The organism is Escherichia sp. WS1118 (genome assembly GCF_046487695.1).
Classification (GTDB): domain Bacteria; phylum Pseudomonadota; class Gammaproteobacteria; order Enterobacterales; family Enterobacteriaceae; genus Escherichia; species Escherichia coli.
Map to the genome: position 1 here is coordinate 151380 of NZ_JBJQIZ010000006.1, position 16791 is coordinate 168170.

The window sequence follows — 16791 nt, forward strand, 5'->3', positions numbered from 1 at the left end:
ATGAGTGAATTTATAAAAGAACGGTTTTCGTATTTAGCAGATAATAAAAAAGAAAACGTCCCAGAGCTAAATGTTTCCTACGGTATCGATAAGAATTTTTTGTATGGTGCTGGCGTTTCAATTTCTTCCGTTTTGATTAATAATTCAGATATTAATTTTGTCTTTCATGTTTTCACTGATTATGTGGATGATGATTATTTAAAGTCATTTAATGAAACAGCAAAACAATTTAATACCTCAATTATTGTATATTTAATTGACCCAAAATACTTTGCTGATCTGCCGACGTCACAGTTTTGGTCGTACGCGACATACTTCAGGGTATTGTCCTTTGAATATCTGAGTGAAAGTATTTCCACACTGCTGTATCTGGATGCCGATGTCGTTTGTAAAGGAAGTCTGAAACCTCTCACAAAAATTATATTTAAAGATGAGTTTGCTGCGGTTATTCCTGACAATGATAGTACTCAGGCGGCATGTGCAAAACGTCTTAACATTCCCGAAATGAATGGACGTTATTTCAATGCAGGCGTTATCTATGTCAATCTTAAAAAATGGCATGAAGCAAATTTGACACCGTATTTACTCACGCTTTTACGAGGGGAAACTAAATATGGCTCTCTTAAATATTTAGATCAGGATGCGTTGAATATCGCATTTAATATGAATAATATCTACCTCGCGAAGGATTTTGATACTATTTATACCCTGAAAAACGAACTTCATGATCGTAGTCATCGAAAGTATCAGCAAACCATTACCGATAAAACAGTATTGATTCACTATACAGGGATAACTAAACCATGGCATAGCTGGGCTGGATATCCGTCTGCATCATACTTTAATATCGCGCGTGAACAATCTCCCTGGAAGAAATATCCTCTTAAAGAGGCGCGGACTGTTGCAGAAATGCAGAAACAATATAAGCATCTGTTTGCCCATGGTGAGTATATTAAAGGTATAACTTCATTAATTAAGTACAAGCTTAAGAAATAAATTACTCTTATGATTACAAGTATACGCTATCGCGGCTTCTCATTTTATTACAAAGATAACGATAATAAATATAAAGAAATCTTTGATGAAATACTGGCCTATAATTTTAAAACAGTAAAAGTATTACGTAATATTGATGATACCAAAGTATCGTTGATTGATACGAAATATGGTCGCTATGTTTTTAAAGTCTTTGCCCCGAAAACGAAAAGGAATGAACGTTTTTTAAAATCTTTTGTAAAAGGTGACTACTATCAGAATTTGATCGTTGAAACCGATCGTGTCAGAAGTGCAGGTCTTACTTTTCCTAATGATTTTTATTTTCTGGCTGAGCGTAAAATTTTCAACTATGCCAGTGTTTTTATCATGCTTATCGAGTATGTCGAGGGCGTAGAGCTCAATGATATGCCGATTATTCCAGAAGATGTTAAAGCAGAAATTAAGGCTTCAATGGAAAAATTGCATGCCTTAAATATGCTATCGGGCGACCCACACCGGGGTAACTTTATCGTTAGTAAAGATGGTGTCAGGATAATTGACCTATCCGGTAAAAGCTGTACGGCAGAGCGGAAAGCCCGTGATCGTCTGGCCATGGAACGTCACCTGGGTATTGCCAACGAAATAAAAGATTATGGCTACTATTCAGTAATCTACAGAACCAAACTACGCAAATTTATTAAAAAATTAAAAGGCAAAGCGTAAACCACACAGTCAAAACGGAACCAACATGGATTTATTAGCTGAGAGTATTACTGAAGTCGCTGTCTCTGGGGAAATTGCTAACACCGATCGTGTGTTAAATATCGCTTACGGTATTGACCGCAACTTTTTATTTGGTGCGGCAGTATCTATGCAATCAGTTGTTATGCATAACCCGGACCTTGCGGTTAAGTTTCATCTCTTTACTGACTACATTGATGAAGATTATCTACAACGTGTTAATGCTTTTACCAGCAAAAATGCTAACGTTGAAGTAAGAATTTATAAAGTATCCAGTACCTTTATTGATATCTTCCCCAGCCTGAAACAGTGGTCTTATGCAACATTCTTCCGTTTAGTTGCGTTCCAGTATCTGAGTGAAACTATTGAAAATCTGTTATATATCGATGCTGATGTCATATGTAAAGGCTCATTAGCTGGATTGCTTGATATTAATTTTGATGGCGATAAGTTCGCGGCTGTTATTAAAGATGTGCCTTTTATGCAGGAAAAACCTGCGAAGCGTCTGGCTATAGAGGGACTTCCAGGGAATTATTTCAACGCCGGTGTAGTATATCTGCAGCTTGAAGCATGGGCGAAAAATGATTTTATGAATAAAGCCATTGCTATGCTGGCAAGTGACCCGCAGCACACGAAATATAAATGCCTTGATCAGGATATTTTAAATATTCTGTTCTTTAGTCATTGTATTTTTATTAGCGGCGATTATGATTGCTTTTATGGCATTGACTATGAGTTAAAAAATAAAAGCGATGAAGATTATAAAAAGACCATTACCGATGATACTAAGCTGATTCATTATGTTGGCGTAACGAAGCCCTGGAACGACTGGACGAATTATCCCTGCCAGAAGTATTTTAATGAGGCTTATCAGGTTTCTTGCTGGAATGATGTGGCGTTTATTCCAGCCACGAATGAAAAGCAGTATCAAGTGAAATACCAACATGCAAAGAAAAATGGTGATACGTTTAACGCTTTTATTTACTTCATTAAATTCAAATTAAATAAGTATAAAAGAAAACTATTTGGGCAATAATAAAAATCATGGATGTCTGAGTTACAATAATAATTAAGGATGAGTACTATAATATTTTATTAGTTCAGGCAAGAGAACACGATGAGCAATGATTACCCTTTAGTATCCATAATAATACCGACGTATAATTCATCTGATTACATTACTGAAACTCTAACGAAATTAGAAAAACAAACTTACCCAAATTTTGAAATTGTTATTGTTAATGATGGTTCTAAAGATAACACATCAAGTGTTTTGAGAGAGTATGGGTTAACCCACTCTCGATTAATTATTATCAATAAAGAAAATGGCGGTGTTTCGTCTGCCAGGAATACAGGTATCCGCAAGGCGCAAGGACAGTTTATATGTTTTATGGATGATGATGATGAGATAGATCCTAACTATCTGCTGAAGATGTATTCCAGACAACATGAGACGGGAGGGGATGCGATTTATTGTGGGCTTTATGGCCATCATATAAAAAAAGGTGTTACTTACTCACCTATAAATACAGATTTTAATGAAGGGTCTTTACTTTTCGATTTTTTTTATAAAAAGGTCAGATTCCATATAGGGTGCTTGTTTATAAGAAAACAACTCCTGGAAGATAATAATCTTTTTTTTGATGAAGATTTACGACTAGGAGAAGATCTGGATTTTATCTATCGACTGCTAATTACATGCGATATGTATGCGGTTCCATATTATATGTATAAGCATAACTATAGAGAGAATTCCTTAATGAACTCATGTAGAACCATCACTCATTATCGACATGAGTCATTTGCGCACGAAAGAATCTACTCTTCTGTGATGCAGTTATACAAAGGTAACCGGAAAGAAGAAATTCATACATTATTGAGTAAAAATAGAACTTATCATAAAACTCGTTATTTATGGAATGTTCTACTTAATGGCGATTTTGAATTATTAAATCAATTAGTTGAAAGCAATGAAAAAGAATTGAAAGATTGTAATCTTCTTGGCAAGAGAGATAAGAGGCGAGCAAAAATATTAGCATCAAAAAACTATATTCTCTGGGGGATGGTAAGACTGGTAAATAGAAAAAAGAATAAACGTTAGGTCTTGCATTAAATAACCCATCCTCGTAACATAGGTTGAAATTATATGTCGTTTTGTTGGAATGAAATTAACTCTGGTGTCAAGTCTTTAATTCTCATATTATGTATGTTGTCTTTAATGACTTTGTCTTTGTGGGATGATGTTGCAACAAAGTTTCTTCATGCAGCTGGAATTATATCTGCATTATATTTTCTAGCGTCACCAAAAAAAACAATAACTAATAATCCTACTTTGTTAATTTTCATCTCATTATGTCTTTTGGGTATCGTTAATATCATCTGGTATTCACATTATAAAGTTTCAGGCTCGGTTTATACCAATGCATATCGTGGCCCGATGGAAACTGGAAAAATTGCCTTGTGTAGTGCTTTTATTTTCTTAGTTCTTTTTGCTAAAGATGAGATGAGAACCAAAATAAAATTTGGGAAACTAATTCTGTTCGCATCCTTGGCAACGCAGTTACTTTTTTTTGCGCATGCCATGTGGCAACATTTCTATTTAAACGTCGACCGTGTTGCATTATCAGCTTCCCACGCTACAACAGCAGGCTACATCATCCTTTTCCCTTCTTTACTGGCATCAATTCTCATTTTAAAATCCGACTTTAGACATAAAACAACATTATATACAATTAACTTCATGCTTAGCTTATGTGCTGTTATAGTAACTGAAACGCGTGCAGCCATATTAGTGTTTCCATTCTTTGCGTTACTATTAATCGTAATGGATAGTTATATTAATAAGCGAATTAATTATAAGTTATACTGTTTTATTGCGATTGCATTATTAGCAGGTGTATTTTCTTTTAAAGATACATTACTTACGAGAATGAATGACTTAAATAGGGATTTAGTTAATTATTCGCATGATAACACCAGAACTTCAGTCGGTGCCCGTCTGGCAATGTATGAAGTTGGTTTAAAAACATATTCTCCAATAGGACAATCACTGGAAAAACGCGCGGAAAAAATACATGAACTAGAAGAGAAAGAGCCTAGATTAAGTGGCGCTTTACCCTTTGTAGATTCTCATTTGCATAACGATCTCATAGATACGTTATCAACGCGTGGTATTCCTGGAGTAGTATTAACAATTTTAGCCTTTTCAGCAATATTCATATATGCCTTAAGAACTGCTAAAGAACCTTATATTTTAATCTTGCTTTTTTCACTACTGGTAGTAGGCCTAAGTGATGTAATACTCTTTTCTAAACCGGTTCCGACTGCTGTGTTTGTCACCATAATATTGCTTTGTGCTTATTTTAAAGCACAATCGGACCAATGTTTATTAGATAAGTAATGAATATGTGAAATAAAATCAGCAAGGAAGCTGATTTTATTTCAAAATTATCTATTAAAGAGTTGTAATTTAAATCATGGCAGCTTTTTCAGCGTTTTCTTCAATGAATTGCTTAACAGCATTTGCTGTCAATTGAGACAACTCATTCCCCGGAGCCCTACAAACCATCTGATTCTTCCCATACCCACCAATTAATCCCGGATCGGTAGGTCCATAAACCGTGATATTGGGTCTATCCAGTGCCGCCGTTAAATGGCTTAACCCCGTATCCACCGACACTACAAATTTAGCCCCAGCCAGTACGCGGGCAACGCCTTCCAGACTCATCTTCGGCAATACTTCAACATAAGCAAATCCTTCCGCCAGTCGTTTCGCCCGTTCTTCCTCATGCGGCGCGCCCCACGGAAGTTTAATCCGTATTCCTGAATCAGCCAGTAAACCAATCAATTCTCGCCAGTGTTCTTCCGGCCAGTGTTTATCATCTCGGGTTGTTGCATGAAGAAATACGGCATATTCGCCAGCATCTGTAGGCAGGTTCGTCAGGAAATGCTGTGCGATAGCATAATCGCCCTGGGTTTGTGGTTTGCTATAGCCCAGACTTTTGGCAAACAGTTCGCGGGTGCGTTCTACGGCGTGCTGCTGTTTTGCAATATGATGTTTACGATTGTAAAACAGGCTGGCTAACGGTTCGCGAGCGGTTTGCCAGTCCATTCCATGCTTTACGCCATGCGCCAGACGCGTCACCAGCGCCGCGCTTTTTACCAGCCCCTGGGCGTCGATAACTGCGTCATAGTTCTTTGCTTGTAGCGCTTCACGAAACGCTTTGCGTTCAGCTTTTATGGGAGCCGAGAACCAGGCTTTACGCCAGCGACGTATTGCCACAGGAATAACTCGCTCAACGGCAGCGTGCCAGGAAGGAATCTGTGCGAACCCTTCTTCCACCACCCAGTCAAACTTAATCCCTGGGATTGCCTGCTGGGCATCAGTGAGTGCGGGCAGCGTGTGGAGAACATCGCCCATCGACGATGTTTTAACGATCAGAACCCGCATCCGTCAGGCTTCCTCTTGTAACAATAGCGCGTTGAGTTCTTCCAGTACGCGCTGGGGAGTAATGTCGATCAAGCTCTGGTGATAACCCTCCGCAGCGTCACCTTTACGCACTTTGTGATAGCCGGTAATCAGGCGGATCACGCGTGCTTTATGGGATAGCGGTGGTGTGAAGTCCGGGCTGCTTGGTCCATACAGGGCAACCAGCGGACGATTGAGCGCCGCCGCAACGTGCATCAGACCAGAATCGTTAGTAACAATGGCTTTACAGGCTGCAATCAGGATAACCGCTTGATCAAGCTGTGTTTCTCCCGCCAGATTCCGACACCATGCCTGCTGCTCTGTATTCAAAGCGGCAAGAATCTCATTGCCCGCCTCATGATCTTTCGCCGAGCCAAACAGAACCACCTGATAACCTTCATCAATCAGCTGCTTTGCCAGCTCCGCATAGTGGTAGTGTGGCCAGCGTTTTGCCGGACCAAACTCCGCACCCGGGCAAAAACCAATCATCGGACGTTCTGATGAAAGCGAAAATTGATTACAGGTATATGATTTTTCACCTTCGCTCACCTGCAACTGCGGCCATAACAATGGCTGCGGCAGATCTTGTGCGGTACGCATAATACCTTTGTCATAGGCCAGCGCGACATAGCGTTCCACCATTAGCGGCCAGGCTTCTTTATCGAGCACGCGTACATCGTTGAGTAAACCGTAGCGCATCTCGCCGCGCCAGCCGGTGCGATGAGGAATACCTGCGAAGAAAGGCACTAATGCGGATTTGAAGGAGTTAGGTAAGACGTAGGCGCGGTCGTAGCGCTTTTCACGCAGACTATGACCCAGTTTGCGGCGTTCGCCGATTTCCAGCGCTCCGTGACCGAGAGGCATAGGGATCGCTTCGTTAACTTCCGGCATCCGCGATAATAATGGACGGCACCATGCCGGTGCCATCACGTCGATTATCGCCTGGGGATAGCGCGCCTGGAGCGTGCGATAGAGACTTTGCGACATCATCATGTCGCCAACCCAAGACGGGCCGATCACCAGTATTTTCATGCAGAGCTCTTATGCGTCACGATTCAGCCAGGCCATGTATTCCGTTACGCCTTCGGCAACGGTTTTGAACGGTTTATCGTAACCCGCCGCGCGCAGATTCGTCAGATCTGCCTGAGTGAACGCCTGGTAGCGGCCTTTCAGTTTATCCGGGAACGGAATGTATTCGATTTGGCCTTTCTTGTGATAAGCAAGCGTAGCATCTGCTACTGCCTGGAAGGATTCCGCATGACCGGTGCCGAGGTTGAAGATGCCGGAAACGCCATTTTCCAGGAACCACAGGTTTACATCTGCCACGTCGCCCACATAGACGAAGTCACGTTTAAAGTTCTCGCTACCTTCGAACAGCTTCGGTGATTCACCGTTATTAAGCTGGGTGTTGAGATGGAAAGCGACGCTCGCCATGCTGCCTTTATGGCCTTCACGCGGTCCATAAACGTTGAAATAACGGAAGCCAACAATCTGTGAGTTCGCTTCAGGCAGGATTTGGCGAACATATTCATCAAACAGGAATTTTGAGTAACCGTAGACATTCAACGGTTTTTCATATTCGCGGGATTCAATAAAGTCGGAGGTGCGTCCACCGTAAGTGGCTGCGGAAGAGGCATACAGGAACGGGATTTCGCGCTCCAGACAGTAGTGCAGCAGCTCTTTGGAGTATTGATAGTTGTTATCCATCATATACTTGCCGTCCCACTCGGTGGTGGAAGAGCACGCGCCTTCGTGGAAAATCGCTTCGACATCGCCGAACTCTTCGCCAGCCATAATCTGGATCAGGAAGTCTTCCTTATCCATATAGTCCGCGATATCCAGATCCACCAGGTTCACAAACTTGGTGCCGTCTTTCAGGTTGTCCACCACCAGAATATCGGTGATGCCTTTATCATTCAGGGCTTTAACGATGTTGCTTCCGATAAAGCCCGCGCCGCCGGTAACGATGATCATAACTGTAACCTTCGAATTATGGAGTCAGAGACAATCTCAGACACGAATACTTCTATCATATCACTACATGACGTTGGCTTCAGCCATTCACCAAAAGTGAGGGGGCTGGACGTTATTTATCCTGAATTTTGCAGAAGTGTTAACGCGTCATCTCGTCGCGACCTATAAGTTTGGGTAATATGTGCTGGAATTTGCCCTGTCTGGAGAATCGCAATGCGTGGAGAATTTTATCAGCAGTTAACCAACGATCTGGAAACCGCACGGGCGGAAGGGTTGTTTAAAGAAGAGCGCATTATTACGTCTGCGCAGCAAGCAGATATCACTGTGGCTGATGGAAGCCACGTCATTAACTTTTGTGCCAACAACTATCTCGGACTGGCGAATCATCCGGATCTGATTGCGGCGGCAAAGGCGGGAATGGATTCTCACGGTTTCGGCATGGCTTCGGTGCGTTTTATTTGCGGCACTCAGGACAGCCATAAAGAGCTTGAACAAAAACTGGCGGCGTTTCTGGGGATGGAAGATGCGATTCTCTACTCTTCCTGCTTTGATGCTAACGGCGGCCTGTTTGAAACGCTGCTGAGCGCGGAGGACGCCATTATCTCCGACGCACTGAACCACGCGTCTATTATTGATGGTGTGCGTCTGTGTAAAGCCAAACGCTATCGTTATGCCAACAACGATATGCAGGAGCTGGAAGCACGTCTGAAAGAAGCGCGTGAAGCCGGTGCGCGTCATGTGCTGATTGCCACCGATGGTGTGTTCTCGATGGACGGTGTGATTGCCAACCTGAAGGGCGTTTGCGATCTGGCAGATAAATACGATGCCCTGGTGATGGTAGACGACTCCCACGCGGTCGGTTTTGTCGGTGAAAACGGTCGTGGTTCCCATGAATACTGCGATGTGATGGGCCGGGTCGATATTATCACCGGCACGCTCGGTAAAGCGCTGGGTGGCGCTTCTGGCGGCTACACGGCGGCGCGCAAAGAAGTGGTTGAGTGGCTGCGCCAGCGTTCTCGTCCGTACCTGTTCTCCAACTCGCTGGCACCGGCCATTGTTGCCGCTTCCATCAAAGTGCTGGAGATGGTTGAAGCGGGTAGCGAGCTGCGTGACCGTCTGTGGGCGAACGCGCGTCAGTTCCGTGAGCAAATGTCGGCGGCGGGCTTTACCCTGGCGGGAGCCGATCACGCCATTATTCCCGTCATGCTTGGCGATGCGGTAGTGGCGCAGAAATTTGCCCGTGAGCTGCAAAAAGAGGGCATTTACGTCACCGGTTTCTTCTATCCGGTCGTTCCTAAAGGTCAGGCGCGTATTCGTACCCAGATGTCTGCGGCGCATACCCCTGAGCAAATTACGCGTGCAGTAGAAGCATTCACGCGTATTGGTAAACAACTGGGCGTTATCGCCTGAGGGTGTGAGATGAAAGCGTTATCCAAACTGAAAGCGGAAGAGGGCATCTGGATGACCGACGTTCCTGTACCGGAACTCGGGCATAACGATCTGCTGATTAAAATCCGTAAAACAGCCATCTGCGGGACTGACGTTCACATCTATAACTGGGATGAGTGGTCGCAAAAAACCATCCCGGTGCCGATGGTCGTGGGCCATGAATATGTCGGTGAAGTGGTAGGTATTGGTCAGGAAGTGAAAGGCTTCAAGATTGGCGATCGCGTTTCTGGCGAAGGCCATATCACCTGCGGTCACTGTCGCAACTGTCGTGGCGGTCGTACCCATCTGTGCCGCAACACGATCGGCGTCGGTGTTAACCGTCCGGGCTGCTTCGCCGAGTATCTGGTGATTCCGGCGTTCAACGCCTTCAAAATTCCGGACAATATCTCCGACGACCTGGCTTCCATTTTTGATCCCTTCGGTAACGCTGTGCATACCGCGCTGTCGTTCGATCTGGTTGGCGAGGATGTGCTGGTCTCTGGTGCAGGTCCGATAGGTATTATGGCTGCGGCGGTGGCGAAACACGTTGGTGCACGCAATGTGGTGATCACTGATGTTAACGAATACCGCCTTGAGCTGGCACGCAAAATGGGTATCACCCGTGCGGTTAACGTCGCTAAAGAAAACCTTAATGATGTGATGACAGAACTGGGCATGACCGAAGGCTTTGATGTCGGTCTGGAAATGTCCGGTGCGCCGCCAGCGTTTCGTACCATGCTCGACACCATGAACCACGGCGGTCGTATTGCGATGCTGGGTATTCCACCGTCCGATATGTCTATCGACTGGACCAAAGTAATCTTTAAAGGCTTGTTCATTAAAGGTATTTACGGTCGTGAGATGTTTGAAACCTGGTACAAGATGGCGGCGCTGATTCAGTCTGGCCTCGATCTCTCGCCGATCATTACCCATCGTTTCTCTATCGATGATTTCCAGAAGGGCTTTGATGCCATGCGTTCGGGCCAGTCCGGGAAAGTTATTCTGAGCTGGGATTAACACGAACAAGGGCTGGTATTCCAGCCCTTTTGCCTGAGGATAATCCGTTAAATATGTAAAATCCTGTCAGTGTAATCAAGATATCGTAATTGCGCTGATCTCTTATATAGCTGCTCTCATTATCTCTCTACCCTGACGTGACTCTCTCACCGGTAAAAATAATATCTCACAGGCTTAATAGTTTCTTAATACAAAGCCTGTAAAACGTCAGGATAACTTCAGAGATCGTCGGTAATTTATGATGAACAGCACCAATAAACTTAGTGTTATTATTCCGTTATATAATGCGGGCAATGATTTCCGCACTTGTATGGAATCTTTAATTACGCAAACATGGACTGCTCTGGAAATCATTATTATTAACGATGGTTCAACGGATAATTCTGTTGAAATAGCAAAGCATTACGCAGAAAACTATCCGCACGTTCGTTTGTTGCATCAGGCGAATGCTGGCGCATCGGTGGCGCGTAATCGTGGGATTGAAGTGGCAACGGGAAAATATGTCGCTTTTGTCGATGCTGACGATGAGGTCTATCCCACCATGTACGAAACGCTGATGACCATGGCGTTAGAGGACGACCTCGACGTGGCGCAGTGCAACGCTGATTGGTGTTTTCGTGAAACGGGTGAAACCTGGCAATCCATCCCTACCGATCGCCTTCGCTCAACCGGTGTATTAACTGGTCCGGACTGGCTGCGGATGGGACTTTCTTCCCGCCGTTGGACACACGTGGTCTGGATGGGGGTTTATCGCCGCGATGTTATTGTTAAAAATAACATTAGATTTATTGCCGGATTACATCATCAGGATATTGTCTGGACAACAGAATTTATGTTTAACGCGCTGCGTGCGCGATATACCGAGCAATCATTATATAAATATTATCTGCATAATACGTCAGTGAGTCGGTTGCATAGACAAGGGAACAAAAACCTTAATTATCAACGTCACTATATTAAGATTACCCGCCTGCTGGAGAAATTAAATCGAAATTATGCTGACAAAATTACGATTTATCCGGAATTTCATCAGCAAATAACCTACGAAGCATTGCGTGTTTGCCATGCGGTGCGCAAAGAGCCGGATATTATTACCCGCCAACGGATGATTGCTGAGATATTTACTTCCGGTATGTATAAGCGCCTGATTACCAATGTGCGCAGCGTGAAGGTGGGTTACCAGGCGTTACTGTGGTCTTTCCGCTTATGGCAATGGCGCGACAAAACGCGGTCGCACCATCGCATTACGCGTAGCGCCTTTAATTTGCGCTAGCGTTAAGTTTTGCCGCTTCGGGCTGTTTGCCCCAGCCTTGCCACTGATGCTGGAAGTAAACGATCAGCGTGCTCTGTCTGATGCTTTCGCTTAATACTTCAAAGAAGCGATTAGCATAAACAGGTTCTATCGGCTTCTTCGGTTTGCACAGCTTCACGCCACGGAATGGATTACGCGGTGTGTCGGGCACAGTGTTTTTCGGCGGTGTAGACGTATCAACCTGCGGTTCATTCAACAAGCTGCTGGCTTTCACCAGCGTAATGTCTGGCGGCAGGTTATAAACCATCTGTTGTAGCACGCGTACCGTTGAAGGGTGAGGATGTCCAATGGCAATGGTTGAACCGTTGCGACGTGCCAGGTCAATTGCGCGATTAAATTGCATACGGATGTCCGCTTCATTTTGCGAATCGTCGAGGAACACCTTCCGTTTGATCACCTTCACGCCAGTGCCTTGCGCGGCGCGCATCGCCTGGGTATTACCGATGGTTACGCTGTCGAGGAAGTAAAGATTGTAACGCTCCAGCGCCTGCATCACTTTCTGCATACCAAACAGGTTAGAGGTCATCTTGCTGCCCATGTGGTTGTTGATCCCCACGGCATAGGGCACGTTATTGACCGCACTACGAATAATGCGCTCAATTTCGTCGCTGCTCATCTCCGGGCGTAGCGTATTTTTCTCCAGCGGCTGTTTACTCAGTGGTGCCATCGGTAGATGAATCAACACTTCGTGACCGCTGTTATGTGCTTTGGTCGCCATCTCTCTGGCGTGCGGTGAATCGGGTAATACAGCGACGGAGATAGCGGAAGGCATCGCCAGCACCTGGTTTTCGTTGTGCGGGCGATACCCAAAATCATCAATGACGATGGCAAGTTTGCCAGCAATTACGGGGGAGGAGAGCGCCAACAGGGCGGCAAATGCAAGAACGTTACGACGAAATGGAAACAAAACTTATCTTCCCAACCACGGCTGTGGATTGACCGCCTGACCCTGGCGGCGAATTTCGAAATAGAGTGAAGGCCGACCCTGACCGCCACTGCTGCCCACCAGTGCAATTGGCTGGCCCGCGCGAACCTGCGAACCAACGCTCACCAGTGCGCTCTGATTATAGCCGTAAAGACTCATGTCGCCTTTACCATGCTCAACCACCACCACCAGACCGTAGCCTTGCAGCCAGTCAGCCAGAATCACCCGACCGTCGGCAATCGCTTTAACCTCAGTACCTTCAGAGGCACCAATCACCATCCCTTTCCAGCGTAATTCACCCTGTAGCTGTTCGCCATAGCGATGCAGCGTTGGCCCGCGAACTGGCCAGAATGCCTGACCGCGCGGTGCGCCCAGACCACCGGTACGGGACATCAGCGATTTTTCGCTTTCGGTCGGCTTGTAGGTGGTGCCTTTGCGCGTCGCTTCTTTCTGGCGGTCGCGAACCGCCTGGGCTTCGCGCGCTTCACGTTCAGCACGCGCTTTCGCCGCAGCTTCCGCACGGGCAATGCTGTTACGCAGGCGGGATTCGTTGGCGCGCAGCTCGCTCAACTGTTGCTGACCTTGCTGGATGGAAGACTCCAGCCCTGCCAGCGTCTTTTTACGCTCGCTCAACGCCTGGGTCAGCTTCGCCTGTTGGGCGCGCTGCTCATATAAAAGCGTTTGTTGCTCGCTCTGTTTCTCTTCCAGTTCGGCACGCTGCATAGCGACTTCTTCACGCGTTTGTTTCAACTGAGCAATGGTTTCTTGTCGCGCCTGGTTGAGATAGCCGAAATAAGCCTGTAACCGCTGCCCACGCTGGCTTTCTTCACCGCTGAGAATCAGCTGAATACCGGTATGTTCACCCTGACGAAACGCGGCATCCAGTTGCGCGGCGAGGCTGCGCTCCTGGGCGGCTTTTTGCTGCTCCAGTTTGGCAATCGACGCGTTCATCTCATCAATCTGTTTATTCAGTTGATTAAGCGTGTTTTGCGTTTCGCGCAGTTTACGGGTGGCTTCAGAGATCGCTTCTTCCTGCTTTTTCAATTGTGCGAGCAGGCTTGCGCGTTGTTGTTGCTTTTGGCGTACCGCGCGCTCTTTCGCGGCGATGTCAGCCTGAATGGATTTGAGTTGGTCACGCTCATCCGCGTGGGCGGAAAAGGCGCACAACAATACGCCAGCGCTCAGAACGCTGGCGTAGATGATGGGCCTGATTGCAAACCTGCGCGGTTTCACGGCCCGTGTCATAGTATTAATCGCCTTTCCCCTCATGGGGAGGGATTATTCCACGATGAACAGCGGCTTACCAGTCATCTCTTGCGGGATTTCCATACCCATCAGCGACAACATGGTCGGCGCGATGTCAGAAAGTTTGCCGCCTTCAACCGCTTTCACGTTCTTATCACCAACGTAAATCAGCGGAACTGGCAGGTTGGTGTGTGCTGTGTGTGCCTGACCCGTTGCCGGATCGCGCATCTGTTCAGCGTTACCGTGGTCAGCGGTGATCAGCAGTTGTCCACCCACGGACTCAACCGCTTTCGCGACTTCTTCCACGCAGTGATCCAGCGCTTCAACCGCTTTAACCGCCGCTTCCATCACCCCGGTGTGACCTACCATGTCGCCGTTCGGATAGTTACAGATAATGGTGTCGTATTTGCCGCTCTTGATTGCCGCAACCAGTTTTTCGGTCAGCTCTGCGGAGCTCATTTCCGGTTGCAGATCGTAGGTAGCCACTTTCGGTGAGTTGATCAGAATGCGATCTTCGCCTTTGAACGACTCTTCTACGCCACCGTTGAAGAAGAAAGTAACGTGGGCATATTTTTCGGTTTCGGAAATACGCAGCTGAGTTTTGTCGTTTTTCGCCATCCACTCGCCGAAGGTGTTAACCAGGGAAGCGGGTGGGTAAGCCACTGCGGTTTTGATGTCGGCAGCGTATTCGGTCAGCATCACGAAATCGACGTTAACCACTTTCTTACGCGCGAAGCCGTCAAAATCGGCATTTACGAATGCACGAGTGATTTCACGTGCGCGGTCAGCACGGAAGTTCATGAAAATCAGCGCATCGCCGTCTTCCATTGCCGCATCTGGCTGACCTTCTGCACGAATAACGGTCGCTTTCACGAACTCGTCGTTTTCGTCGCGAGCATAAGCAGCCTGCAAACCGGCAACGGCGGTATCGGCCTGGAACTCACCTTGCGCCAGAGTCAGCAGGTCATAAGCTTTTTCAACGCGATCCCAACGGTTATCGCGGTCCATCGCGTAGTAACGACCAATGATGGACGCTACGCGGCCTTTACCCAGCGCGGCAAATTTCTCTTCGAATTTTTTCAGCGAGGATTCAGCACTGCGCGGCGGAGTGTCGCGACCGTCAAGGAATGCGTGTAGGTAGATTTTTTCTGCGCCGCGTTCAGCTGCCAGTTCTACCATCGCCATGATGTGATCTTCGTGGCTGTGTACACCACCTGCGGAGAGCAGACCCATAATGTGTACTGCTTTGCCTGCGTTTTTCGCTTTATCTACCGCACCAGTCAACACCGGATTAGCAAAGAAAGTGCGATCTTTGATTTCAACGTCCAGACGAGTCAGGTCCTGATACACGATGCGGCCGGCACCCAGGTTAACGTGGCCTACTTCGGAGTTACCCATCTGACGGTCAGGCAGACCGACTTCCAGACCGGAAGCGTCGATCAGGGTATGCGGACGATTGGCCCACAGTGCATCCATTACCGGGGTTTTAGCACTAAAAATGGCGTTATCCTGCTGTTCTTCGCGATAGCCATAGCCATCCAGAATCACCAGTACCATAGGTTTTTTAGAAACCGACATTGCGACAACCTCATACTCAAGAGTCAAAATTTGCGTAATTTTACTACAGCTGAATCGATAAAATAGCCTCTGAAGATCAAAATATACGACCGCTCGCGGCAAGCAGATGCCAGATTTACGCTTTTTTTTCGTAGCGCCCCGCAAAATTGCATTCCAGTTAACGCGCTGGCTGTATTTGCCGCAACGCGCAGGTATACTCCTTTCCTGGTTTTTTAATCACTACGTCGGGAGTTGTTACCCCCCATGCAAGAAATTATGCAATTTGTTGGCCGTCATCCCATACTGAGTATCGCCTGGATCGCGTTACTGGTGGCGGTTCTTGTGACTACGTTTAAGAGCCTGACCTCGAAAGTGAAGGTGATTACTCGTGGTGAAGCTACGCGTCTGATCAACAAAGAAGACGCTGTGGTTGTGGATTTACGTCAGCGTGATGACTTCCGTAAAGGCCATATCGCAGGTTCTATCAACCTGTTGCCGAGCGAAATCAAAGCCAACAATGTTGGTGAGCTTGAGAAGCACAAAGACAAACCGGTTATCGTGGTAGATGGTTCTGGCATGCAGTGCCAGGAGCCTGCAAACGCGCTGACGAAAGCTGGTTTTGCGCAAGTATTCGTACTGAAAGAAGGCGTCGCTGGCTGGGCTGGCGAAAACTTGCCTTTGGTGCGCGGCAAATAATTTACCTGCCGTTTTTCATGATGCAGGCCGTTAGCTGCAATTAGGCCCCCAGCGACTTATTGTTATAAGCTTCTGGGGACACTCCATTTTGCTGCCGCCCTGCAACATGAAATTTCAGGGTAAAAAACAGGAGCTAATTTATGGCCAATGTTGAAATCTATACCAAAGAAACCTGCCCGTATTGCCATCGTGCAAAAGCACTGCTGAGCAGCAAGGGCGTGAGTTTTCAGGAGTTGCCGATCGATGGCAATGCCGCTAAGCGTGAAGAGATGATCAAACGCAGCGGTCGCACCACGGTTCCACAGATTTTTATTGACGCACAGCACATTGGTGGCTGTGATGACTTGTATGCATTGGATGCACGTGGTGGACTGGATCCCCTGCTGAAATAACGTGTGAACGTTGGCATTACATTGCGCAGTATTTTAAGGACAACACTTAAGGGTTTTCTAC

At 46.4% G+C, this 16791-nt stretch carries 16 protein-coding genes; 10 read left to right on the forward strand and 6 right to left on the reverse strand.

The window, feature by feature from the left end:
• The 5 genes from ACJHYO_RS12700 to ACJHYO_RS12720 all read left to right on the forward strand — a co-directional run bounded on the left by ACJHYO_RS12700 (position 1) and on the right by ACJHYO_RS12720 (position 5116).
• Complete coding sequence (locus ACJHYO_RS12700; protein WP_410232478.1) at positions 1-996, forward strand: glycosyltransferase family 8 protein; 996 nt, start codon at positions 1-3, stop codon at positions 994-996.
• A gap of 9 nt (positions 997-1005) precedes the next feature.
• A complete protein-coding gene (gene rfaY / locus ACJHYO_RS12705) occupies positions 1006-1698 on the forward strand; it encodes a lipopolysaccharide core heptose(II) kinase RfaY (protein ID WP_000633082.1) in 693 nt (230 codons plus the stop codon).
• A 25-nt stretch (positions 1699-1723) separates the two neighbouring features.
• Positions 1724-2752, forward strand: a complete 1029-nt coding sequence (locus tag ACJHYO_RS12710; protein ID WP_049595499.1) for a glycosyltransferase family 8 protein — start codon at positions 1724-1726, stop codon at positions 2750-2752.
• A gap of 81 nt (positions 2753-2833) precedes the next feature.
• A complete protein-coding gene (locus tag ACJHYO_RS12715) occupies positions 2834-3817 on the forward strand; it encodes a glycosyltransferase family 2 protein (protein WP_001357921.1) in 984 nt (327 codons plus the stop codon).
• 45 nt (positions 3818-3862) lie between these two features.
• Entirely contained in the window at positions 3863-5116 is a 1254-nt protein-coding gene (locus ACJHYO_RS12720; protein WP_001357923.1) for an O-antigen ligase family protein, read from the forward strand.
• Positions 5117-5185: 69 nt separating this feature from the next.
• On the opposite strand, the gene rfaC is transcribed toward ACJHYO_RS12720, so the two are convergent.
• From rfaC to rfaD, 3 genes are read right to left on the reverse strand one after another with little or no spacing between them, the layout of a single operon-like run.
• Complete coding sequence (gene rfaC / locus ACJHYO_RS12725) at positions 5186-6166, reverse strand: lipopolysaccharide heptosyltransferase RfaC (RefSeq protein ID WP_001264595.1); 981 nt, start codon at positions 6164-6166, stop codon at positions 5186-5188.
• A gap of 3 nt (positions 6167-6169) precedes the next feature.
• Positions 6170-7216 (reverse strand): ADP-heptose--LPS heptosyltransferase RfaF, encoded by a 1047-nt coding sequence (rfaF, locus tag ACJHYO_RS12730; protein WP_000699228.1) that lies wholly within the window; start codon positions 7214-7216, stop codon positions 6170-6172.
• Between the two features lie 9 nt (positions 7217-7225).
• A complete protein-coding gene (rfaD, locus tag ACJHYO_RS12735) occupies positions 7226-8158 on the reverse strand; it encodes an ADP-glyceromanno-heptose 6-epimerase (RefSeq protein WP_001357924.1) in 933 nt (310 codons plus the stop codon).
• 213 nt (positions 8159-8371) lie between these two features.
• Here rfaD and kbl point away from each other — a divergent pair, with 213 nt between their 5' ends.
• The 3 genes from kbl to waaH all read left to right on the forward strand — a co-directional run bounded on the left by kbl (position 8372) and on the right by waaH (position 11876).
• Positions 8372-9568 (forward strand): glycine C-acetyltransferase, encoded by a 1197-nt coding sequence (gene kbl, locus ACJHYO_RS12740; protein ID WP_001213845.1) that lies wholly within the window; start codon positions 8372-8374, stop codon positions 9566-9568.
• Between the two features lie 9 nt (positions 9569-9577).
• Positions 9578-10603: an L-threonine 3-dehydrogenase gene (gene tdh, locus ACJHYO_RS12745; protein WP_000646018.1), complete on the forward strand. Its 1026-nt coding sequence runs from the start codon at positions 9578-9580 to the stop codon at positions 10601-10603.
• 238 nt (positions 10604-10841) lie between these two features.
• Positions 10842-11876: a UDP-glucuronate:LPS(HepIII) glycosyltransferase gene (gene waaH / locus ACJHYO_RS12750; protein ID WP_000982125.1), complete on the forward strand. Its 1035-nt coding sequence runs from the start codon at positions 10842-10844 to the stop codon at positions 11874-11876.
• Here the strand turns inward: waaH and ACJHYO_RS12755 are convergent.
• Genes ACJHYO_RS12755 through gpmM form a run of 3 tightly spaced genes read right to left on the reverse strand, consistent with a single transcriptional unit; the run spans position 11863 to position 15663 of the window.
• Positions 11863-12822 (reverse strand): divergent polysaccharide deacetylase family protein, encoded by a 960-nt coding sequence (locus ACJHYO_RS12755; RefSeq protein ID WP_410232479.1) that lies wholly within the window; start codon positions 12820-12822, stop codon positions 11863-11865. The two genes, waaH and ACJHYO_RS12755, sit on opposite strands and share 14 nt — an antisense overlap.
• 3 nt (positions 12823-12825) lie before the next feature.
• Positions 12826-14085, reverse strand: a complete 1260-nt coding sequence (gene envC, locus ACJHYO_RS12760) for a murein hydrolase activator EnvC (RefSeq protein ID WP_000196261.1) — start codon at positions 14083-14085, stop codon at positions 12826-12828.
• A gap of 33 nt (positions 14086-14118) precedes the next feature.
• On the reverse strand, positions 14119-15663 hold the full coding sequence (gpmM, locus tag ACJHYO_RS12765) for a 2,3-bisphosphoglycerate-independent phosphoglycerate mutase (RefSeq protein WP_001296527.1): 1545 nt from the start codon (positions 15661-15663) through the stop codon (positions 14119-14121).
• A 243-nt stretch (positions 15664-15906) separates the two neighbouring features.
• On the opposite strand from gpmM, the gene ACJHYO_RS12770 reads away from it, so the two are divergent.
• Entirely contained in the window at positions 15907-16338 is a 432-nt protein-coding gene (locus ACJHYO_RS12770) for a rhodanese-like domain-containing protein (protein ID WP_001156181.1), read from the forward strand.
• 140 nt (positions 16339-16478) lie between these two features.
• Positions 16479-16730, forward strand: coding sequence for a glutaredoxin 3 (gene grxC, locus ACJHYO_RS12775; protein ID WP_000024392.1), 252 nt, complete (start codon positions 16479-16481; stop codon positions 16728-16730).
• The last annotated feature ends 61 nt before the right edge of the window (positions 16731-16791 follow it).

Bases quoted from the DNA above. Each gene is read 5' to 3' on its own strand.
- gpmM (WP_001296527.1), bottom strand. From the start codon at position 15,663: ATGTCGGTTTCTAAAAAACCTATGGTACTGGTGATTCTGGATGGCTAT.
- rfaD (WP_001357924.1), bottom strand. From the start codon at position 8,158: ATGATCATCGTTACCGGCGGCGCGGGCTTTATCGGAAGCAACATCGTT.
- rfaY (WP_000633082.1), top strand. From the start codon at position 1,006: ATGATTACAAGTATACGCTATCGCGGCTTCTCATTTTATTACAAAGAT.
- ACJHYO_RS12720 (WP_001357923.1), top strand. From the start codon at position 3,863: ATGTCGTTTTGTTGGAATGAAATTAACTCTGGTGTCAAGTCTTTAATT.
- waaH (WP_000982125.1), top strand. From the start codon at position 10,842: ATGATGAACAGCACCAATAAACTTAGTGTTATTATTCCGTTATATAAT.
- ACJHYO_RS12700 (WP_410232478.1), top strand. From the start codon at position 1: ATGAGTGAATTTATAAAAGAACGGTTTTCGTATTTAGCAGATAATAAA.
- envC (WP_000196261.1), bottom strand. From the start codon at position 14,085: ATGACACGGGCCGTGAAACCGCGCAGGTTTGCAATCAGGCCCATCATC.
- rfaC (WP_001264595.1), bottom strand. From the start codon at position 6,166: ATGCGGGTTCTGATCGTTAAAACATCGTCGATGGGCGATGTTCTCCAC.
- kbl (WP_001213845.1), top strand. From the start codon at position 8,372: ATGCGTGGAGAATTTTATCAGCAGTTAACCAACGATCTGGAAACCGCA.
- ACJHYO_RS12715 (WP_001357921.1), top strand. From the start codon at position 2,834: ATGAGCAATGATTACCCTTTAGTATCCATAATAATACCGACGTATAAT.
- grxC (WP_000024392.1), top strand. From the start codon at position 16,479: ATGGCCAATGTTGAAATCTATACCAAAGAAACCTGCCCGTATTGCCAT.
- rfaF (WP_000699228.1), bottom strand. From the start codon at position 7,216: ATGAAAATACTGGTGATCGGCCCGTCTTGGGTTGGCGACATGATGATG.
- ACJHYO_RS12710 (WP_049595499.1), top strand. From the start codon at position 1,724: ATGGATTTATTAGCTGAGAGTATTACTGAAGTCGCTGTCTCTGGGGAA.
- tdh (WP_000646018.1), top strand. From the start codon at position 9,578: ATGAAAGCGTTATCCAAACTGAAAGCGGAAGAGGGCATCTGGATGACC.
- ACJHYO_RS12770 (WP_001156181.1), top strand. From the start codon at position 15,907: ATGCAAGAAATTATGCAATTTGTTGGCCGTCATCCCATACTGAGTATC.